Annotated in this window: 10 protein-coding genes and 1 pseudogene; 8 read left to right on the top strand and 3 right to left on the bottom strand. The window is 73.1% G+C overall.

Annotated features, from left to right (window positions below):
• The first annotated feature begins 12 nt into the window (after positions 1-12).
• The 4 genes and pseudogenes from ACZ4FV_RS06710 to ACZ4FV_RS06725 all read left to right on the top strand — a co-directional run bounded on the left by ACZ4FV_RS06710 (position 13) and on the right by ACZ4FV_RS06725 (position 14,665).
• Complete coding sequence (locus ACZ4FV_RS06710) at positions 13-8,673, top strand: type I polyketide synthase (protein ID WP_465322049.1); 8,661 nt, start codon at positions 13-15, stop codon at positions 8,671-8,673.
• 80 nt (positions 8,674-8,753) lie between these two features.
• Positions 8,754-13,661, top strand: a pseudogene (locus ACZ4FV_RS06715) (acyltransferase domain-containing protein); the annotation flags it as partial.
• Positions 13,662-13,718: 57 nt separating this feature from the next.
• Positions 13,719-14,183, top strand: coding sequence for a nuclear transport factor 2 family protein (locus ACZ4FV_RS06720; RefSeq protein WP_395859418.1), 465 nt, complete (start codon positions 13,719-13,721; stop codon positions 14,181-14,183).
• A complete protein-coding gene (locus ACZ4FV_RS06725; RefSeq protein ID WP_395859417.1) occupies positions 14,180-14,665 on the top strand; it encodes a nuclear transport factor 2 family protein in 486 nt (161 codons plus the stop codon). Before ACZ4FV_RS06720 ends, ACZ4FV_RS06725 begins: the two co-directional genes overlap by 4 nt.
• Before the next feature lie 74 nt (positions 14,666-14,739).
• Here ACZ4FV_RS06725 and ACZ4FV_RS06730 read toward each other — a convergent pair whose 3' ends face one another.
• Both ACZ4FV_RS06730 and ACZ4FV_RS06735 read right to left on the bottom strand, forming a co-directional pair.
• Entirely contained in the window at positions 14,740-15,411 is a 672-nt protein-coding gene (locus ACZ4FV_RS06730; RefSeq protein ID WP_395859416.1) for a 4'-phosphopantetheinyl transferase family protein, read from the bottom strand.
• A complete protein-coding gene (locus ACZ4FV_RS06735) occupies positions 15,408-16,298 on the bottom strand; it encodes a metallophosphoesterase (protein ID WP_395859415.1) in 891 nt (296 codons plus the stop codon). The genes ACZ4FV_RS06730 and ACZ4FV_RS06735 overlap by 4 nt, the downstream gene beginning before the upstream one ends.
• 198 nt (positions 16,299-16,496) lie before the next feature.
• Here ACZ4FV_RS06735 and ACZ4FV_RS06740 point away from each other — a divergent pair, with 198 nt between their 5' ends.
• The 4 genes from ACZ4FV_RS06740 (at position 16,497) to ACZ4FV_RS06755 (ending at position 20,346) form a co-directional block, all read left to right on the top strand.
• Positions 16,497-17,279 (top strand): AfsR/SARP family transcriptional regulator, encoded by a 783-nt coding sequence (locus ACZ4FV_RS06740; protein ID WP_395859414.1) that lies wholly within the window; start codon positions 16,497-16,499, stop codon positions 17,277-17,279.
• Positions 17,280-17,335: 56 nt separating this feature from the next.
• A complete protein-coding gene (locus ACZ4FV_RS06745) occupies positions 17,336-18,103 on the top strand; it encodes a thioesterase II family protein (RefSeq protein ID WP_395859413.1) in 768 nt (255 codons plus the stop codon).
• A gap of 180 nt (positions 18,104-18,283) precedes the next feature.
• Positions 18,284-19,252 carry a non-homologous end-joining DNA ligase gene (gene ligD / locus ACZ4FV_RS06750; protein WP_395859412.1) on the top strand — a complete coding sequence of 323 codons (969 nt, stop codon included), beginning with the start codon at positions 18,284-18,286 and terminating at the stop codon, positions 19,250-19,252.
• 272 nt (positions 19,253-19,524) lie between these two features.
• Positions 19,525-20,346 carry an SGNH/GDSL hydrolase family protein gene (locus tag ACZ4FV_RS06755; protein WP_402237620.1) on the top strand — a complete coding sequence of 274 codons (822 nt, stop codon included), beginning with the start codon at positions 19,525-19,527 and terminating at the stop codon, positions 20,344-20,346.
• A gap of 27 nt (positions 20,347-20,373) precedes the next feature.
• Here ACZ4FV_RS06755 and ACZ4FV_RS06760 read toward each other — a convergent pair whose 3' ends face one another.
• A complete protein-coding gene (locus tag ACZ4FV_RS06760; RefSeq protein WP_402237617.1) occupies positions 20,374-21,525 on the bottom strand; it encodes an acyl-CoA dehydrogenase family protein in 1,152 nt (383 codons plus the stop codon).
• Positions 21,526-21,577 lie beyond the last annotated feature (52 nt).

Here is a 21,577-nt window from a genome sequence, read left to right on the forward strand (position 1 = left end):
GGCACAACCACAATGAGCGACCAGCAGATCCGCCACCTGCTCAAGCGGCTCACCGTCGAGCTGCACGAGACCCGGGAACGGCTCAAGGAGGCGCAGAACCCGACGCCCGAGCCGATCGCGATCGTCTCGGCGGCGTGCCGGCTGCCCGGCGGCGCCGAGTCGCCCGAGGAGTTGTGGCGCATCCTGGCCGAAGGGGTCGACGTGGTCGGCGACTTCCCCGAGGACCGAGGCTGGGACGTCGAGGAGTTGTACGATCCGGACCCCGATCGACCAGGCAAGTCGTATACCCGCAAGGGCGCGTTCCTGTCCGACATCGCCGGGTTCGACGCCGAGTTCTTCGGCATCTCGCCCCGCGAGGCGCTGGCCACCGACCCGCAACACCGGCTGCTCCTGGAGACCGCCTGGGAGCTCTTCGAACGAGTCGGCATCGACCCGACCACGCTCGCGGGCAGCCGGACCGGGGTCTTCGCCGGCCTCAACGGGCAGGACTACGCGGCCCGGCTGAGCGAGGTGCCCGACGAGGTCGGCGGCTACATCGGCAACGGCAACGCGGCAAGCGTGGCGTCCGGGCGGATCGCCTACTCGTTCGGCTTCGAGGGCCCGGCGGTCACCGTGGACACCGCGTGCTCGTCCTCGCTGGTCGCGCTGCACCTGGCGGCACACTCGCTGCGCAGCGGCGAATGCGATCTCGCGCTCGCCGGCGGCGTGACACTGATGGCCTCGCCGCTGGGCTTCGTCGAGTTCTCCCGGCAGCGCGGCCTGGCCCCGGACGGCCGCTGCAAGGCGTTCGCGGGCGCGGCGGACGGCACCGGATGGTCCGAGGGCACCGGTCTGGTGCTGGTCGAACGGCTGGCGGACGCACGGCGGTTGGGCCATCGCGTGCTGGCCGTGTTGCGGGGCAGCGCGGTCAATCAGGACGGCGCCTCCAACGGTCTGACCGCGCCGAACGGCCCGTCCCAGCAGCGGGTGATCCGGCAGGCACTGCGCAACGCCCGGTTGAGCGCGGCCGACATCGACGCGGTCGAGGCGCACGGCACCGGGACCACGCTGGGCGACCCGATCGAGGCGCAGGCGCTGATCGCGACCTACGGCAAGGACCGCCCCGAGGATCGACCGCTGTGGATCGGCTCGGCCAAGTCCAACATCGGACACACCCAGGCCGCCGCCGGAATCGTCGGCGTGATCAAGATGATCGAGGCGATGCGACACGGCGTGCTGCCCAGGACGCTGCACGTGGACGAGCCGACCCCGCACGTGGACTGGTCGGCGGGCGCGGTGCGGCTGTTGACGCAGGCCACGCCCTGGCCGGAGACCGGACGTCCGCGCCGGGTCGGCATCTCGGCGTTCGGCGCGAGCGGGACCAACGCACACCTGATCCTGGAGCAGCCGGAAGCCGTCGCGGCGACCACCGCGGCGGAGGAGGAGCGCGAGGGCACGCTCGCCGCCGCGCCCTGGCTGCTCTCGGCCCGGACGCCGGCCGCGCTGCGCGCGCAGGCGGCCCGGCTCGCGGCACACGTACGAGGCGCGGCGGTCAAGGCGACCGATGTCGTGGACATCGGCTACTCGCTGGCCGCCGGCCGGGCCCGGTTCGACGAGCGCGCCGTGCTGGTCGCGGGCGCCGACACGCCGACCGGCCTGGCCGGCTTCCTGGCCGGCCTCGACGCGCTCGCCGCCGACACGCCGGCCCCGACCCTGGTCCGGGGCTCGGCCGCCGGATCCGGGCCGCTCGCCTACCTGTTCACCGGACAGGGCAGCCAGCGCGTCGGCATGGGCCGTGAACTGTATGACGCCTATCCGGTGTTCGCCGCCGCGTTCGACGAGGTGGCGCACGCGCTGGACGGCGAGCTGGCAGGTCACGTCCCGTACCCGCTGCGCGATGTGGTGTTCGGCGTCGCCGAGGGCGCCGCCGAACACCTGGACCGGACCGTGTACGCGCAGCCGGCGCTGTTCGCGATCGAGGTCGCGCTGTACCGGTTGTACGCGTCGTGGGGCCTGCGGCCGGACTTCGTCACCGGGCACTCGCTCGGCGAACTCACCGCCGCGCACGTGGCGGACGTGCTCACCGTCGCGGACGCGGCCACACTCGTGGCGGCCCGGGCCCGGCTGATGCAGGCGATGCCCACCACCGGCGCGATGATCGCGGTGCAGGCGAGCGAGGAGGAGGTCACCGCCGCGCTGGCCGGGCGCGAGCACGAGGTGGGCATCGCGGCGATCAACGGCCCGCGCTCGATCGTGCTCTCCGGCGACGCCGACGCGGCCCTGGAGATCGCCGCCGGCTTCGCCGCACAGGGCCGCAAGACCAAACGACTGCGGGTCAGCCACGCGTTCCACTCGCCGCTGATGACCGGGATGCTCGCCGAGTTCGAGCGCGTCGCCGCCACGCTGACCTATCGCGCGCCACGCGTCCCGGTGGTCTCCAACCTCACCGGGCGACCGGCCGGGATCGAGGAACTGGGCGACCCGGGCCACTGGGTCGCGCACGTGCGCAACGCGGTCCGCTTCCGGGACGTGATCGCACACCTCGCGACGGCCGGCGTCACCACATATCTCGAACTCGGCCCGGACGGCGTGCTCACCGCGATGGCCCAGGACAGCCTGGCCGACGCGCCCGCGAGCGACCACCCGCCCGCCTTCGCGGCGGCGCTGCGCCGGGATCGGCCGGAGGCGGACACCGCGCTGCTCGCACTCGGCACCGCCCACACGCACGGCGCCGACGTGGACTGGGCCGCGCTGTACGCCGGTTCCGGCGCACGCCGGGTCGACCTGCCCACGTACCCCTTCCAGCACCGACGCTTCTGGATCGAGCAACCCGCCACGACGGCCGGGAACGCAGCCGGCCTGGGGCTGGCCACCGCCGATCACCCGCTCCTGGCCGCCTCGTTGCGGGTGGCCACCGGCCGGGGCGCGGCGGCGGACGACGGATCACACGCGGTGCTGCTGACCGGGCGACTGTCGGTGCGCACCCACCCGTGGCTGGCCGCGCACGTCGTGCTCGGTTCGGTCCTGGTGCCCGGAACAGCCTTCGTGGAGGCCGCGATCCGGGCCGGCGACGAGGTCGGCCTGGACACCGTCGACGAGTTGGTGATCGAGACTCCGCTGATCCTGCGTGAGCGGGACGCGGTACATCTCCAGGTCGTCGTCGACGGCCCCGAGGACGATCGCGGCGACCGACGGCCGATCGCCGTGTACGCCCGGCCCGAGGACGCCGAGTCGGACGCGCCGTGGACGCGGCACGCGGTCGGCTTCCTGGCCGCCGCCGAGGACCGGACGCGGACCGATGGCGCCGCGGGCGAGGTGTGGCCGCCGGCGGGCACGACGGCGATCGACGTGAGCCGGGCGTATGCCACGCTCGCCGAGGCCGGGATCGACTACGGCCCGGCGTTCCAGGGCCTGCGGGCCGCCTGGCGGCTGGGCGACGAGATCCTCGCCGAAGCCGAACTGCCCGCCGAACAACACGCCGACGCAGCCCTGTTCGGCATCCACCCGGCACTGCTCGACGCGGCGCTGCACGTCGCCTCCCTGGACGGCCTGGACGAATCGCGGGACACGGAAGGGCGCCGGCTGCCGTTCGTGTGGAACGGCGTGCGACTGCACGCCTCCAGCGCCACCACGCTCCGGATCCGGATCTCGGTGACCGGGCCCGGCGAGCTGACCTTGACGGCCACCGACGCAGGCGGCGCACCGGTGGTGTCGATCGACACGCTGGCCACACGGCTGGTGACGGCGGATCAGCTGGAGGGGTCGCAGGCGGCGGATACGGACGCGCTGTTCGAACTCGCCTGGGTCGACCACGTGGTGGTCGACGCACCGGGCTCGCCGGCCCCGGTGATCGCACTCGGCACGGACGGCATGCGGCTCGCCGACGGAACGCTCGTGGTGACGGTCGAGGCCGCCGAGGACACACTCGCCGCCGTACACCGGGAGACCGCGCGGGTGTTGGCGCAGCTCCAAGGCGACGCCGAACGTGTCCTGGTGCTCACCCGCGGCGCCTTCGCGGTGACCGAGGGCGACGTACCGGATCCGACCGGCGCGGCGGTGGCCGGTCTGGTCCGCTCCGCCCAGTCCGAACAGCCGGGCCGAATCGTGCTGATCGACCTGGACGAGGAACCCGCCTCACACGCCGTGCTCGGCGCGGCCCACGCGAGCGCGCTCGCCGCCGACGAACCGCAACTGGCGATCCGCGCGGGAGCGCCGTACGCGCCGCGCCTGCGCCGGGCCGCGGCGCTCGATCCGCGCGAGGTGCGCGGCTGGGACCCCGAGGGCACCGTCCTGGTGACCGGTGGTGTCGGCGTGCTCGGCGCGCTGCTCGCCCGACACCTGGTCGCCGAACACGGCATGCGCCGGCTGCTGCTGACCGGCCGTCGGGGCCCGGACACCCCGGGCGCGGCCGACCTGGTCGCCGAACTGACCGCGCTCGGCGCGCGGGTCACCGTGGCGGCGGCGGACGTGGCGGACCGCGAGGCGCTGGCCGCGCTGATCGCCGGTGTGCCTGCGGCCTATCCGCTGACCGCCGTCGTGCACGCGGCGGGTGTCATCGACGACGGTGTGCTCGACGCGCTCACCCCCGAGCGGCTGGCGGCGGTACTGCGGCCGAAAGCCGACGCGGCCTGGCATCTGCACGAGTTGACCCGGCATCAGGACCTGGCCGGCTTCGTGCTGTTCTCCTCGGTGGCGGCCACCCTGGGCGGCCCCGGGCAGGGCAACTACGCCGCCGCCAACAGCTTCCTGGACGCGCTCGCCGTCCGACGCCGGGTGCTCGGGCTGCCCGCGGTGTCGTTGGCGTGGGGCATGTGGGCCGAGGCGGGCGGGATGACCGCGCACCTGGCCGAGGCGGACCGGCTCCGCGCGGCCCGGGCCGGGATCCGCGCGTTGGGCTCGGCCGCCGGGCTGCGCCTGTTCGACCTGGCCGTGCGGCCGGACGGCGGCCCGAGCGGGATCGACCGGGCCGTGCTGGTGCCGGCGCCGCTGGACCTGGCGGGCCTGCGAGCCCGGCCGGAGACGGTTCCCGCGTTGCTGCGCGGCCTCGTGCGGCCGGGCCGACGGCAGGCCGTCAAGACGGCCGGACCGGCCTCGCTCGGGCAGCGGTTGGCCGCGCTGGGCGCGGCCGAGCGCGAGCAGGCACTGCTCGACCTGGTCCGCACCGAGGTCGCGGGCGTACTGGGCGCGGACCCCGAGGCGGTCGGCGTCCGACGCGCGTTCAGCGACCTGGGCATGGACTCGCTCACCGCGGTCGAACTGCGGAACCGGCTCAACACCGCCACCGGCCTGCGGCTGCCCGCGACCTTGGTCTTCGACCACCCGACCCCGGGCGCGCTGGCCGACCACCTGCGCGGCGCACTGCTCGGCGATCTGCCGGACACGCACGCCGCGCCGGTGCCGGCGCCGGCGAGCGGGCTCGCCGCGACGGCAGACGACCCGATCGTGATCGTCGGCATGGCCTGCCGGCTCCCGGGTGGCGTGGCCTCCTCGGACGACCTGTGGCGGCTGGTCGAATCCGGCACCGACGCGGTGGGCGAGTTCCCCACCGATCGCGGCTGGGACGTCGAGGACCTGTTCGACCCGGACCCCGAGGCGGCCGGCAAGTCGTACACCCGCCACGGCGGCTTCCTCTACGACGCCGCCGAGTTCGACGCGGGGTTCTTCGAGATCTCACCGCGCGAGGCGCTGGCCACCGACCCCCAGCAGCGGCTGCTCCTGGAGACCACGTGGGAGGTGATCGAGCGGGCCGGCATCGACCCGACCACGCTGCGCGGCAGCCGGACCGGAGTGTTCGCCGGCGTGATGTACCACGACTACGCGCCGCACCCGGGCAACGTGCCCAGCGCACTGGAGGGTTACGTCGGCAACGGCAACGCCGGCAGCGTCGCGTCCGGCCGGATCTCCTACTCGTTCGGCTTCGAGGGCCCGGCGGTCACCATCGACACCGCGTGCTCGTCCTCGCTGGTCACGCTGCACCTGGCCGCGCAGTCGTTGCGGCTGGGCGAGAGCGACCTCGCGGTCGCGGGCGGCGTCGCGGTGATGGCCTCACCGGGCGCCTTCACCGAATTCTCCCGGCAGCGCGGCCTGTCCGTGGACGGGCGCTGCAAGGCGTTCGCCGGCGCCGCCGACGGCGTCGGCTGGGCCGAGGGCATCGGCATGTTGTTGCTCGAACGGTTGTCGGACGCGCGGCGCAACGGGCATCGGGTGCTCGCGGTGGTGCGGGGGAGCGCGGTCAATCAGGACGGTGCCTCGAACGGTCTGACGGCGCCGAACGGCCCGTCCCAGCAGCGGGTGATCCGTCAGGCCCTGGCCAACTCCGGGCTGGCCGCCGGTGAGGTGGACGCGGTCGAGGCGCACGGGACGGGTACGACGTTGGGTGATCCGATCGAGGCGCAGGCGTTGATCGCGACGTACGGGCAGGGCCGACCGGTGGAACGACCCCTCTGGTTGGGGTCGTTGAAGTCGAATATCGGGCACGCGCAGGCGGCTGCCGGTGTGGCGGGTGTGATCAAGATGGTGGAGGCGCTGCGGCACGGGGTGTTGCCCAGGACGTTGCATGTGGACGAGCCGACGCCGCACGTGGATTGGTCGGCGGGCGCGGTGCGGCTGCTGACGCAGGCCCAGCCGTGGCCGGAGACCGGGCGGCCCCGCCGAGCGGGGGTCTCCTCGTTCGGGGTCAGCGGCACCAACGCGCACGTGATCCTGGAGCAGCCGCCGGCGGAGGTCGAGCCCGACCCGGGCGACGCGCACCCCGACGCGGTGCTGCCCTGGATCGTGTCCGCCAAGCGGGTCCCGGCGCTGCGCGCACAGGCCGAACGACTGGCCGACCTCCTCGCGAGCGGCCCGGATCCGGTGGACGTCGGCTCGGCCCTGATCGGCACCCGGGCCGTGCTCGAAGAGCGCGCGGTGGTGATCGGCGAACGGGCGTCGCTGACCGAGGGCCTGGCCGCGCTGACCCGAGGCGACTCGGCCGCCGGCGTGGTGACCGGATCGGCGGCGGGCACGCTCGGCAGGACGGTGTTCGTCTTTCCCGGGCAGGGCTCGCAGTGGGCCGGAATGGCAGCCGAACTCTACGGCCAGTCACCTGTGTTCGCGTCCCGATTCGGCGAGTGCGCGAAGGCGCTCGAACCGTTCGTCGACTGGTCGGCCACCGATGTGCTGACCGGTGTCGAGGGCGCGCCGTCGTTGGATCGAGTGGACGTGGTCCAGCCCGTGTTGTGGGCGGTCCTGGTCTCGCTGGCCGAGGTGTGGCGTTCGTACGGCGTGCTCCCGGACGCGGTCGTGGGCCATTCGCAGGGCGAGATCGCGGCGGCGGTGGTCGCGGGCGGGTTGTCGTTGGCGGACGGCGCGCGGGTGGTTGCGCTGCGAAGCAAGGCGATCGTGGCCTTGTCCGGACGCGGTGGAATGGCGTCGGTGGCGCTGCCCGAGGCGGATGTGCGGGCGCGGATCGCGAGCTGGGGCGGGCGGGTGTCGATCGCCGCCGTCAACGGTCCCGGTCAGGTGGTGGTGTCCGGCGAGCCTGAACTGCTCGCCGAACTGGTCGCCTCGGTGACGGCCGAGGGTGGCCGGGCTCGGGTGATCCCGGTGGACTACGCGTCGCACTCGGCCCAGGTGGACGAGATTCGGGACCGGATCGTCACCGATCTGGCCGATATCGCGCCGGTGTCCGGGACGGTGCCGATCCTGTCGACCGTCACCGGCGAGTGGCTGGACACCGCGTCGATGGATGCCGGCTACTGGGCGGGCAATCTGCGGGAGACCGTGCGGTTCGAGGAGGCCACGCGAGCCCTGGCGGCCTCCGGGCACGGGGTCTTCGTCGAGGTGAGCCCGCACCCGGTGCTGGTGGCGGCGATCCAGGAGACCCTGGAGGCCGCCGAGACGAAGCGCTCGCTCGTGGTCGGTACGCTGCGCCGCGACCAGGGCGGTGCGCGGCGCCTGTATACCTCGCTCGCCCAGTTGTGGGTGCGCGGCATCGACGTCGACTGGAGCGCGGCCTACGCGGGGTATCGGCCACGCCGGGTGCAGTTGCCCACGTACGCGTTCCAGCACGAGCGCTATTGGCTCGACGGGAGCCGGACCGCGCGGGGCGGCGCGGGTGCGCTCGGCCTGCCGAGCGAGGCCGGCGGGGGGCCCGTCGAGGACGCGGCGCCCACACTCCCCGACCGCCTCGCGGGCCTGGGAGCGGCCGAACGCGAGGGTGTGGTGCTGGAATTCGTACGCACCGAGACCGCCGTCGTGCTCGGCCACGGCGACCCGGTCGCGGTCGAGCCCGAACGTGCCTTCCGCGAACTCGGCTTCGACTCGCTGACCGCCGTGGAGCTGCGCAACCGGTTGAACACCGGTTCGGGCCTGCAACTGCCGGCCACGCTGATCTTCGACTACCCGACCCCGGCCGAGGTCGCCGCGTTCGTCGCCGAGTTGCTCGCAGACCGACCGGCGAGCACGATCCCGGGCCGCCCGCTGCCGTCCGCGCTGGAGGAACTCGACCGGCTGGACGCCGCACTGTCGGCGGACCTCGGCGACTCCGCCCAGCGGTTGGCGATCCTCGACCGGCTGCGGGTGCTCGCGACCAAGTGGGCCGACCCCTCGGTCGGTTCCGGTTCGGCACCGGCCGACTCGGACGAGATCGATCTGGACACCGCCAGCGACGAGGAACTGTTCGGCCTGCTCGACGGCAACGTCGAATCCTTCTGACCCCCCGGACCACCGAACCCACCAGGAAAGGCAGTTCCATGTCGGACGAAGACAAGCTCCGGGGATACCTCAAGCGCGCGCTGGCCGATGTCCGCCAGGCCCGGAAACGGGTGCACGAGATCGAGGCGAGCCGGCGCGAGCCGATCGCGATCGTCGGGATGGCCTGCCGGCTGCCCGGTGGCGTCGGCTCGCCCGAAGACCTGTGGCGGCTGGTCGAATCCGGGACGGACGCGGTTGGTGAGGCCCCCACCGATCGGGGCTGGGACCTGCGAGACCTGTACGACCCGGACCCCGACCGGCCCGGCACCACCTACACGACGGCGGGCTCCTTCCTGCCGGACGCCGGGGACTTCGACGCGGCGTTCTTCGGTATCTCGCCCCGCGAGGCGTTGGCCACCGACCCCCAGCAGCGGCTGCTCCTGGAGACCGCGTGGGACGCGTTCGAGCGGGCCGGGATCGACGTCACGAGCCTGCGCCGCAGCCGGACCTCGGTGTTCACCGGAATCGCCGGGATAGATTACGCGCCGGCCCCGGACCGCGTTCCGCAGGAGTTGGAGGGCTACCTGGGCACCGGGACGCTGGGCAGCGTGGCGTCCGGGCGGATCTCCTACACCTTCGGGTTCGAGGGGCCCGCGGTGACGGTGGACACCGCGTGCTCGTCGTCGTTGGTGGCGCTGCATCTGGCGGCGCAGTCGCTGCGCTCGGGCGAGTGCGATCTCGCGCTCGCGGGCGGCGCCACGGTGATGGCGTCGCCGATGGGCTACGTCGAGTTCTCCCGGCAGCGCGGGTTGTCCGTGGACGGCCGGTGCAAGGCGTTCGCCGCGTCGGCGGACGGCACCGGGTGGGCCGAGGGGGTCGGCGTACTGATCCTGGAACGCCTCTCGGACGCCGAGCGCCTGGGTCATCGGGTGCTCGCCGTGGTGCGCGGCAGCGCGGTCAACCAGGACGGCGCCTCGAACGGTCTGACCGCGCCGAACGGCCCGGCCCAACAGCGGGTGATCCGCGAGGCGCTGGCCAACGCCGAGCTGGCGGCGGGCGACGTGGACGTGGTGGAGGCGCACGGGACCGGGACCACCCTGGGCGACCCGATCGAGGCGCAGGCCCTGCTGGCCACGTACGGCCGGGACCGCCCGGCCGAACGGCCGCTGTGGCTGGGTTCGTTGAAGTCCAACATCGGCCACGCGCAGGCCGCGGCCGGTGTCGCGGGTGTGATCAAGATGGTCCAGGCACTGCGCCACGGCGTGTTGCCGAGGACGCTGCACGCCGAGGAGCCGACGCCGCACGTGGACTGGTCCTCGGGCGGGGTGCGGCTGCTGACCGAGGCTCGGCCCTGGCCGCAGGCGGACCGCCCGCGTCGGGCGGCGGTGTCCGCGTTCGGGGTGAGCGGCACCAACGCGCACGTGATCCTGGAACTCCCGGAATCGGAGCCGGAGGTCGCCGAGCACAACGACGCGCCGGAGCCCGCCGTACTGCCGTGGGTGTTGTCGGCGAAGACCCCGGACGCCTTGCGCGCGCAGGCGGGTCGCCTGGCGGATCGGCTCGGCGCCGACCCGTCACCCGCGACCGTGGATGTGGGCTTCTCGCTGGTGGCCACCAGGGCCGCGTTCGGGGAGCGCGCCGTCGTGCTCGGCGACCGGAGCCGACTGGTCGCGGGTCTGGGCGCGGTGCTGCGCGCCGAGTCGGTGGCCGGCGTGGTCACCGGGTCGGCCGGACCGGTGGGCCGGACCGTGTTCGTCTTTCCCGGCCAAGGTTCGCAGTGGACCGGGATGGCGGCGGAGCTGTACGACCAGTCACCGCTGTTCGCGGCGGCTTTCGCGGAGTGCGCGAAGGCGCTCGAGCCGTTCGTGGACTGGTCGCCGATCGATGTGCTCACCGGCGCCGAGGGCGCGCCGTCCCTGGACCGGGTGGATGTGGTCCAGCCGGTGTTGTGGGCGGTGCTGGTGTCGCTGGCCGAAGTGTGGCGCTCGTTCGGGGTGGTCCCGGACGCGGTCGTGGGCCATTCGCAGGGGGAGATCGCGGCGGCGGTGGTGGCCGGCGGATTGTCCCTGGAGGACGGCGCCCGGGTGGTGGCGCTGCGGAGTCGGGCGATCGTCGCGTTGTCCGGGCGCGGTGGGATGGCCTCGGTGGCGCTGGCCGAGCCGGACGTCCGCGCGCGGATCGGCGCGTGGGACGGGCGGATCTCGGTCGCGGCCGTGAACGGTCCGGGGCAGGTGGTGGTCTCCGGAGAGCCGGACGCGCTGGAGGAGCTGGTCGCGGCGGTGACGGCCGAGGGTGGCCGGGCCCGCCTGATTCCGGTGGACTACGCGTCGCACTCGGCCCAGGTGGAGCAGATCCGGGCACACATCACCGAGGATCTGGCGGCGATCGCGCCGGCGTCCGGGTCGGTGCCGCTGTGGTCGACGGTGACCGGCGACTGGTTGGACACGACCGGGATGGACGGCGCGTACTGGGCGACCAACCTGCGTGAGACGGTCCGGTTCGAGGAGGCGACCCGGGGGTTGGCGGCATCCGGGCACGGGGTGTTCGTCGAGGTGAGCCCGCATCCGGTGCTGACCGCCGCGATCGAGGCGACGCTGGAGGACGCGGGTCGGGAAAGTCCGGTCGTGGTCGGCACGTTGCGCCGCGACCAGGGCGGCGCGCAGCGCCTGTACACCTCGCTCGCCGAGTTGTGGGTGCGTGGGGTGTCCGTCGACTGGGGCACGGCCTTCGCCGAACACCAACCCAGCCGCGTCGACTTGCCCACCTACGCGTTCCAGCGCAAGCGCTACTGGCGGCAGATTCCGGCCGATCCGACGGCCGGGCCCGCGTCGCTGGGCCTGCGCCCGGTCGAACACCCGCTCCTGGGCGCTGCCGTGCGTGCCGGCGACGGCGACGACGTGTTGCTGACCGGGCGGATCTCGGTGCGTTCGCATCCGTGGCTGGCCGACCACGCGGTGCGCGACACGGTGTTGTTGCCGGCGTCCGCCTTCCTGGAACTCGCGCTGCGGGCCGGTGACGAGGTGGGCCTGGGCACGGTTGACGAACTCGTGATCGAGGCGCCGCTGATCCTGACCGACCCGGACACGGCCGTGCACCTTCAGGTCGCGGTGGGCGCGGCGGCCGAGGACGGGCGGCGCCGGTTCGCGGTGTTCTCGCGGGCCGAGGACGCGCCGGACGACGCGGACTGGGCCCGGCACGCGGGCGGCTTCCTGGCGCCGGAGACGGCCGAGGTCGACGCCGGGACGGACGCCGCGTTCGCCTTCGGCGACTGGCCGCCCGTCGACGGGGTCGAGGTCCCGGTCGAGGACGCCTACGACGTGCTCGTCGCCGCAGGGATCGACTACGGCCCGGTCTTCCAGGGCCTACAGGCCGCGTGGCGCGGCGAGGACGCCCTGTTCGCCGACGTCGCGCTGGCCCCGGAGCAGGCCGAGGACGCACCGCGGTTCGGTGTGCATCCGGCGCTGCTGGACGCGGCGCTGCACATCGCGGTGGTCGAGGCCGTGCGGCGGGCCGCGGCCGCCGGTGAGCAGGCCGGGACGAGCCTGGCCTACGCCTGGAGCGGTGTGCGGCTGCACGCGACCGGCGCGGTGCGGCTGCGGGTGCGACTCGCGTTCGCCGGTCCGGACGCGGTCTCCCTGGAGGCCGCGGACGAGCGGGGCGCGCCGGTGTTGTCGGTCGGGTCGCTGATCTCCCGCCCGGTGCCCGGCGGCCTGCCGGCCGGCGGCGGCACCCGGTCGCGGGCCTCGGCGGATGCGGACGTACCCGGCTCGGCAGCCGTACGGCGCACCCGGCGGGCGGTGCGCTCGGCGCCGGCGAGCACCGCATCGGCGTTCGCGCAGCGGCTCGCGGCGGGGTCCGAGGGGGAGCGGGTCGAGATCCTGGTGGATCTGGTGCGTGCCGAACTGGGCGTCGTGCTCGGCCACGCGGACGACGAATCGGTGGACGCCGAACAGGCGTTCCTCGAGGTCGGCCTGGACTCGCTGACCGCCGTGGAACTGCGCAACCGGCTGTCCGCGGCGACCGGTCTCCGGCTGCCCGCCACGGTCACGATCGCGCACCCCACCCCGCGCGGCCTCGCCCTGCATCTGGACGCCGAACTGGCCGAACAGGGCACGTCCCCGGCGCCGGCGCCGGCTTCGGATGCCGCGCCCACCGAGGTGGCCAAGGGCGCGCTGGCCTCCTTCTACGTCCAGCTCTGCGCGGCCGGCAAGTACAACACCGCGGCCGAGGTGATCATGGCCTCGGCGGGCCTGCGTCCGTCCTTCCCGCCGGCCGAGCGCGACCGGCACGCCAAGCCGGTGCTGCGGTTGGCCACCGGCGACACGGGGCCCGCCATCGTGTGCTTCCCGTCGGTGAGCGCGATCTCCGGACCGCACGAATACGCCCGGTTCGGGCAGGTGTTCCAGGGCGAGCGGGACGTGTTCGTGCTCCGGACACCGGGCTTCGCGGCGGAGGAGTCGCTGCCCGAGCACGCCGACACCCTGATCCAGATTCATCTGGAGAGTGTGCGGGCGGCCGTGGGCGAGCGGCCGTTCATCGTGGTGGGGCGTTCGATGGGCGGTTGCATCGCGCACGAGGTGACCCGCCGATTGGAGGCCGAGGGGGTGCGCCCGGTCGGACTGGGACTGATCGACACGTTCCCGATCGACACCGCGCTGGTCCCGGGCATGGACTGGTGGCTGCCCGCGATGATCGAGGGCATGCTCGGCCGGGTCGCGCAGTACGACATGACCCTGAACGACACCAACCTCACCACGATGGGCCGGTATCAGCGGCTGTTCGCCGATTGGAAGCCGCAGCCGATCGCGACCCCGACCCTGGTCGCCCAGGCGCAGACCCCGGTACGGGGCACGGTGATCGATCCCGAGGGCCGGTGGGACTGGCGGGCGTACTGGCCGCTGCCGCACGACCTGATCGGGATCACCGGTGACCACTTCACCGTGCTGGAGGACCACGCCGACCTGACGGCGGCGACGATCGTGGACTGGGCGGCCGGTCTGCCCGGCTGACCGCTCCACCACCACGGCACGTCGCGAGCACAACACCACTTCGAGGCTGGGAAATTCATGACGAAGGTACTGTCCCCGGTGGATCTCGCCGAGATCCACCGCACACTCGCGCTGTTCGCGCACGTCTTCGACAACGGGGACGTGGCCGGGCTCGATCTCGTGTTCACCGAGGACGTCGTGGTCGAGATCGGCGTCGGCGCGCCGCGATCCTTCCGGGGCATCGCCGAGTTCGCCGAGTACACCCGGGGCAAGAGCGCGGCGACGCCGGACCACCACACGCTCAACACCACCGTCGAGGTGGACGGGCACGGGCAGGTCCAGGCCCGCAGCCGGTACATCGGGATCAACCCGGCGGGCCGGCTGACCGGCGGCGAGTTCCTGGACATCCTGCGGGAGACTCCACACGGCTGGCGGATCGCCTACCGACTGAGCCTGCCGCGCGCCCCCCGGCAGGCCGGCGCGGGCGTGCCCAAGGCGGAATTCCCGCTTCCGGTACGGCTTTCCGAGGTGGTCGCACCGTGACCGCCGGCGCGGCGAGGCTGACCGCCGAGGACGTCGCGGGCATCCACGACACCCTCGCGCTGTTCGCGCACGTCTTCGACAACGACGACATCGGCGAGCTGGACCGGGTGTTCACCGACGACGCGGTGATCGAGAACACCATCGGCAATGGCTACACGATCGACGGCCTGGCCTCGGCCCGGCAGTTCACCGGTCGACGCAGCCCGGACACACCCGACCACCAGACGCTGGACACGGTGCTGTTGGTGGACGCGGGCGGCACGGTGCGGGCCCGCAGCCGGTACATCGCCACGCTGACCGACGGCGAGGTGCACGGCGGGGACTACTACGACATCCTCGAACGCACGCCGCGGGGCTGGCGGATCAAGTACCGGGTCTCGGTGCCCCGGCATCCGATCCTGGACCGGATCGACCTGCCGGAGGAGTTCGCCCGGGCGTGGCGGCCCACGGCGGACAACGTGGTGCGCTTCGCCCGGGAGTGAGAAACGCGCGGATCGGGGCGCGGCCGACGGCCCGCCCCGATCCGTGGAACGCGGTGGGGGACTGCGGACAGGCCCTAGCGGGCCACCGCGATCGTGGTCAGTGCGATGCCCGCGTCGACCTGCCAGCGACCGGCGAACCCGTCCAGCGGTCGGTCCTCGATCAACAGCCGGGCGGCGAACGTGCCGGCCACCGGATCGAACTCGACCTCGGCCTCGGCGAAGTCCAACCACCGTTCGGTGAGCGGGAACCACGCCTTGTAGACCGACTCCTTGGCGCTGAACAACAGCCGATCCCAGGCGATCTCGGGTCGAGCGGCGGCCAGGTCGAGCAGGTGCTTGCGCTCGGTCTCGGACGAGACGGTCGTCAACACCCCCTCGGGCAGCGGCAGTGCCGGTTCGGCGTCGATGCCCAGGGTGAGCAGCACGGCCCGATCGGCGACGGCCGCGGCACGGTACCCGGCGCAGTGCGTCATGCTGCCGACCACGCCCGCCGGCCACCCGGGCGCGCCGCGCAACCCCGGCAGCAGCGGTGCGGCGGGGACACCCATCCGGGCCAACGCGCGGCGAGCGCAGCGCCGTACGGTGGTGAACTCGCGGCGGCGCTTGTCCACCGCCTTGGCGAGCAGCGCCTCCTCGGCCGGGAACAGCGGCGGCCCGTCGGGGTCGTCGAAGGACTCCTCGGCGAACACCTCGGGCGGCAGCACGCGGGCGATCAGCGTCCGGTCGACGGGACGCGCGGCGGTCATCGGGCGCCCGCCTGTTGGTCCGTACGGGAGGTGTCGGCGGTCTCGGCGGGCACGATCCGGCGCGGGATCGGCCGGCGCAGCCCGTTCTTGCGCTCGCGCGGATAGCCGAGCGAGACCTCCTCGAAGCGCACCCCGTCGTACCACGTGGTGCGCGGGATGTGCAGGTGGCCGTAGACGACGGCGGCGGTCGGGAAGCGGCGATGCCAGTCGGCGGTGAGGTCGGTGCCGCACCACTGCGCGAACTCCGGGTACCACAACACGTCCGTGGGCTGCCGGACCAGCGGGAAGTGATTGACCAGCAACAGCGGCGCGTCCGGATCGGCCGCCGCCGCGAGTCGGCCCTCGCTGTACGCCACCCGGGCCCGGCACCACTCGCCTCGGGTCGGATAGGGGTCGGGGTGCAGCATGAACTCGTCGCTGCACACCACGCCCGCGGCGTACGCGGCGTCCAGCGCCTCCTGCTGTGTGGTCGTGCCGGGCGGGCGCCAGGTGTAGTCGTAGAGCACGAACAACGGTGCCACGGTGACCCGACCGCCCGGACCGTCCCAGACCGGGAACGGGTCCTCGGGGGTGAGCACGCCCAACTCCCGGCACATCGCCACCAGATGGCGGTAGCGCCGCTCGCCGCGCAGTTGCACCGGATCATCCGGTGTGGACCACAACTCGTGGTTTCCCGGGACCCACACCACGCGCGCGAAACGCTCGGCGAGCAGCCGAAGGGTCGCTTGGGTCTCCTCGATGTGCTCGGCCACGTCACCCGCGACCAGGATCCAGTCCTCGTCGGTTCCGGGCCGGATGCCCTCGACGAGTACGCGGTTGGACGGGATCGCGGAATGCAGGTCGCTGACTGCGTACAGCGCGCGCTCGGGCAAACGGGCAGTGCTCATCGATCGACCATAAGCGGGTTCGCGGTGCGCTGGGAAGGCCGACACGGCGTGGTCCGACCCGCACGCAAGTCCCGCGCAAGGTCGCGTAGGGGTCGGTCAGGGGTACGCCACACGCCCGGCGTATGTCACCGTCGTCAGGAAGCAAGACCGGACCGCCGGAGAGCGCAAGACCCGACCGTCAAAGAGAGGGAAGAGCCGTTGCGGTACGAGATTCTCGGCCCCGTGCGGATCGTCGACGGCCATGAGCCGCGCACGATCGCGGCGCCCAAGCCGGAGACCCTCCTGGCCGCCCTGCTCGCGCGGCGGGGCCAATTGCTGACCGTCGAGCAGATCGTGGCCGAGATCTGGCCCGACGCCGGACCGCAGCGGGCCAAGTCCACGGTGCACGTGTACGTTTCCCGGCTGCGGGCGATGCTCGGCGCCCAGGGGCCCGCGCGGCACGGCCCGTTGGCCACCTGCGCGGGCGGCTACGTGCTGCACGCGGGACCGGACCGGCTGGACGCGGACGCGTTCCACGGCCTGGTCGACCGAGGCCGGGCGGGACTGTGCGCCGGGCGGCGGCACGAGGCGGCGGAGACCTTCACGAGCGCGCTCGACCTGTGGCGGGGGCCCGCGTACGCGGGCGTCGCCCAGGGGCCGATCGTGCGCGCGCACGCCGCGCGGCTGGACGCGTCCCGGCTGGAGTGCCTGGAAATGCTGATCGAGGCCAACCTCGCGCTCGGCCGCTATCGGGAGAGCGTCGCGCGGCTGTACGCGCTGACCGCCGAGTATCCGCTGCACGAGAACTTCGCCCGGCACCTGATGGTCGCGCTCAACCACTGCGGCCGGCGCGGCGACGCGCTCGCGGTGTACCAGGGCACGCGGGGAGCGCTGCGCGAGGTCCTGGGCCTGGAGCCGTCCCGGGCGTTGCGCGAGGTACAGCACGCCGTGCTCACCGGGGTGGAGCCGCGGGGCACGCGGACCGACTCGCTCGCCGGGTAGCCGGCCGGCACCGTGCAGCGATGATCAACAGCGACGATCGGGAAGGAACCCGTCACATGACTACCGCCTCCGCCGTCTCGGATGCCTGGATCCGCCGATTCCATCCGGCCGCGAAACCGCTGCCGCGCCTGGTCGCCCTGCCGCACGCGGGTGGATCGGCGAGCTTCTGGTTTCCGCTGTCGGCGGCGCTCGAGGGTCGGGCCGAGGTGCTCGGCGTGCAGTACCCGGGGCGCCAGGATCGGCGCGCCGAACCGCTCATCGACGACATCGACACCCTGGCGGACCGGATCACCGAGGCCCTGGATCCGTGGCTGGACGAGCGGAGTCCGCTGATCCTGTTCGGCCACAGCATGGGCGCGATCCTCGGCTACGAGGTGGCCCGCCGGTTGCGGGTGCCGCCCGCCGCGCTGATCGCCTCCGGCCGCCGGGCCCCGGACCGGGGGCGCGACGAGCGGCTCCACCTCCTGGACGACGCGGGGCTGGCCGCCGAACTGCGCTCGATGAGCGGCACGGACGCGAGCATCCTGGCGGACGAGGAGGTGCTGCGCATGGTGCTGCCCGCACTGCGCGCCGACTACCGCGCGATCGAGACGTACAAGTGCGCTTCCGCGAACCCGCTGGAGTGCCCGATCACGGTGCTGATCGGAGACAGCGACCCGAAGGTCACCCTCGACGAGGCGATGTCCTGGCGCGAACACACGATCGGCACATTCGCCCTGCACACCTTTTCCGGAGGTCACTTCTACCTGACCGATCACCAGGCTGAGGTCACCGCGCGCATCGCCGCCGCGGTCGCGGCGGTGACGGGCCGCTCCCGGGCCTGAGCGACCCGGAGTGCCCCCGTCGGCGGACCGCCGCCCGAGGCGCTCGCTCGAATGGCTCCCGGTCTCGACCGGCGTACCGGTCCGGGACACGGGGGCCGGCGAGCGCCGGATCGAACGCGTGTACGAAACACGGTGCACGCTCCGCCGGCGGCGGCGATGCGGCCCGCCGATGATCGAGGCATGGCCGGTCAGGATCAAGTTCACGCCGTACTGCCCGAGATTCAGCCGATGCTGGCCACCGCCGCGCCGCTGCCCGGGGCGGGCTACGACCTCGACTGGGGCTTCGAGGTCAACTGGGACGGCGCCCGCACGGTGGCGTACTGCGCGGGGGACCGGACCGTACGGCTGGTCTCGAGCGAGGGCGAGGACGTCACCCGCACCTATCCCGAGCTGGCCGGCCTCGGCGAGCAGCACGGACAGCGGCAGGCCGTGCTCGATGGCGAGATCGTGGTGCTCGACGATCGCGGGCGCCCCGACCTCGAACTGCTCCGACGGCGGATGGGCGTGGTGAACCCGCGCAAGGTGGCCCGGCTGACCATGGACGCGCCGGTGCACCTGATGCTCTTCGACGTGATGTACCTGGACGGCCGCTCGCTGCTGCCCACCCCGTACCGCGAGCGCCGGATGCTCCTGGAGAGCCTGGACCTGGCCGGCCCCCGGTGGTCCACGCCCGAATGGAGCGAGGGCGACGTGCAGCACGCGTGGGCGACGAGCCTGCACCACGGGTACGAGGGCATCGTGGGCAAACGGCTGGCCTCGGACTACCAGCCCGGGCGCCGCTCCCCGGACTGGATCAAGGCCAAGCACATCGAGACGCACGACGTGGTCATCGGCGGCTGGGTCGAGGGCCGAGGCGACCTGCGCGGCCTCCCGGGCAGCCTGCTCGTGGGCGTCGACGCACCGGACGGGCTGCGCTTCGTCGGCACGGTGGAGGACGGTCTGACCGCCGCCGAGCGCGGCGAACTCGGGGAATACCTGGGCGCGTTGACCCGTGCCGACTCGCCCTTCGCCGGATTCGCCGACATCCCCGGCGCGCAGTGGGTCGAACCCCGCCTGGTCGCCGAGGTCACCGTCTCCGGCTGGACCACCGCCGGCCGACTCCGCCACCCGACCTGGCAACGGCTGCGCCCGGACCTGACCCGTCGCTGAGGCGCGGCTTGGATATTCCCGCGAGAACGCCGAGCGGCCGGCCGGTGAACATTGCCGGGGTCGGCGGTCGGGGCCGAAATCCGCCTATGCAGGGGTGATTTCGGCACGGGACGATGAGGGACCCCATCCGAGCACCAAGGGCGACGACTGCGGAAGATCCGGACCGCGAACGGGCGTTCCGGCTCGGCATCCCGACGGGTCATCGGGTTCGGACAGCGCAACTTCCGTCGATGCCTCCGCCGACGTCCCCACGTCCGCCGAGGAGTCCACTCGTGCTCTCGCTGCCTCGCACCCTGTCCGCGACGGTCGTGGCCGTCACCGTCGCCGCCGGGACCGCATTCGTCACGCCGACCGCCCATGCCGCCTCCGCGTCGAACTACGCGGCCCTGGGCGACTCGTACAGCGCCGGTGTCGGCGCGGGCAACTACCTGCCCGACAGCGGCGCCTGCAAGCGCAGCGCCAACTCCTACCCGGCCCTGTGGAACAACAGCCACCCGGGCGGCGGCTTCGCCTTCGTCGCCTGCTCCGGCGCCAAGACCGCCGACGTCCGCGCGGGCCAACTGTCCGTGCTGAACTCCGCGACCACCCTGGTGACCATCAGCATCGGCGGCAACGACGCCGGGTTCGTCGACACCGTCAAGTCCTGCGTGCTGGGCTCGGAAAACGACTGCTCGGTCGCCGTGGACAAGGCGAAGACCTACGCGACGACGAAGCTCCCCGCCGACCTGGACGCCACGTACGCGCAGATCCGCAACCGCGCGCCCAACGCGCGGCTGGTCGTGCTCGGTTACCCGCGCCTGTTCGAACTCGGCGGGTGCTTCCTGGGCATGAGCACCTACAAGCGCACCATCCTCAACCAGGCCGCCGACACCCTGGCCGACATCACCCGAGGGCGGGCCGGTGCGGCGAACGCCGACTACGCCGACGTGCGCAACCGCTTCGCCGGACACGGCGTATGCGGCTCGAACCCCTGGATCAACGGCATCAAGCTGCCCATCGACGAGTCCTACCACCCCAACGGCGCGGGCCAGAGCCAGGGCTACCTGCCCGCACTCCAGGCCACCGTCGGGGCGACCGTCGGAGCGCGCCCCTAGCGCGCCGCGTTCTTCGCGGGCATCGGCCTACTCCTTCGCGGCCCGGGCGAACTGCCGGGCGATGACCATGCGTTGGATCTGGTTGGTGCCCTCGAAGATCTGCATGATCTTGGCCTCGCGCATGTAGCGCTCGACCGGGAACTCGCGGGTGTAGCCGCATCCGCCGAACACCTGGACCGCGTCCGTGGTGACCTTCATCGCCGCGTCGGTGGCGACCAGCTTCGCGACGCTGGCCTGGCGACTGTACGGACGGCCCAGGTCGCGGCGGCGGGCCGCGTCCAGGTAGGTCGCGCGTGCGGAGTCGACGGCGGCGGCCATGTCGGCGAGCAGGAAGCCCAGACCCTGGTGGTCGACGATCCGACGGCCGAACGTGGTGCGTTCGTTGGCGTACTCGACCGCCGCGTCCAACGCGGCCTGGGCCAATCCCGTCGCGCACGCAGCGATGCCCAACCGGCCCGAGTCCAGCGCGCTCAACGCGATCGCCAACCCCTGGCCCTCGGCCCCGATCAGGCGGTCCCGGCCCAGGATCGCGCCGTCCCAGAACGCGTTGGTCGTGGGCACCGCGTTCAGGCCCATCTTCTCCTCGGGCCGACCGAATTCCAGCCCCTCGGCCGCGCCCGGCGCCAGGAAGCACGAGATGCCCCGACTGCCCTCGCCGGTCCGGGCGAACAGAGCGTAGAAGTCAGCCTTTCCGCCGTGCGTGATCCACGCCTTGGTGCCGTTGATCCGATACCCGTCGGCGACCGGGCGCGCCTTGCAGACGATCGCGGCCGCGTCCGAGCCCGCGTGCGGTTCGGACAGGCTGTACCCGCCGATCAACCGGCCCTCCAGCATCCGCGGCAACCACCGCTCGCGCTGCTCGGGCGTGCCGTAGGTGGCCACCGGGAAGCAGGCCAGCGTGTGCACGCTGGTGGCGACCGCCACCGCCGCCCAGCGCGCGGCCAGTTCCTCCAGGACCTGGAGGTAGACCTCGTAGGGCTGGCCGCTGCCGCCGTCCTCCTCGGCGTACGGCAGACCCAGCAGGCCCACCTCGCCCAGGATGCCGAACAACCCCTCGGGGTAGGTCTCGTCACGTTCGTAGCGCGCGGCGATGGGTGCCAGCTCGCGATCCGCGACGGTACGGGTGAGATCGAGCAGGTCCTCGGCGTCCCGAGTGGGCAGGAGGCGGTCGACGGTCACGGCTGCTCCGGAAGTCGAGGGTGTCGGGGGTGTCGGGGGAGGGAAGGCCGGC

The sequence above is a fragment of the Embleya sp. NPDC025285 genome (assembly GCF_055558835.1).

Excerpts from the sequence above, each read along its gene's own strand:
- ligD (WP_395859412.1), top strand. The coding sequence starts at position 18,284 with ATGGCCGGTCAGGATCAAGTTCACGCCGTACTGCCCGAGATTCAGCCG.
- ACZ4FV_RS06735 (WP_395859415.1), bottom strand. The coding sequence starts at position 16,298 with ATGAGCACTGCCCGTTTGCCCGAGCGCGCGCTGTACGCAGTCAGCGAC.
- ACZ4FV_RS06710 (WP_465322049.1), top strand. The coding sequence starts at position 13 with ATGAGCGACCAGCAGATCCGCCACCTGCTCAAGCGGCTCACCGTCGAG.
- ACZ4FV_RS06745 (WP_395859413.1), top strand. The coding sequence starts at position 17,336 with ATGACTACCGCCTCCGCCGTCTCGGATGCCTGGATCCGCCGATTCCAT.
- ACZ4FV_RS06720 (WP_395859418.1), top strand. The coding sequence starts at position 13,719 with ATGACGAAGGTACTGTCCCCGGTGGATCTCGCCGAGATCCACCGCACA.
- ACZ4FV_RS06730 (WP_395859416.1), bottom strand. The coding sequence starts at position 15,411 with ATGACCGCCGCGCGTCCCGTCGACCGGACGCTGATCGCCCGCGTGCTG.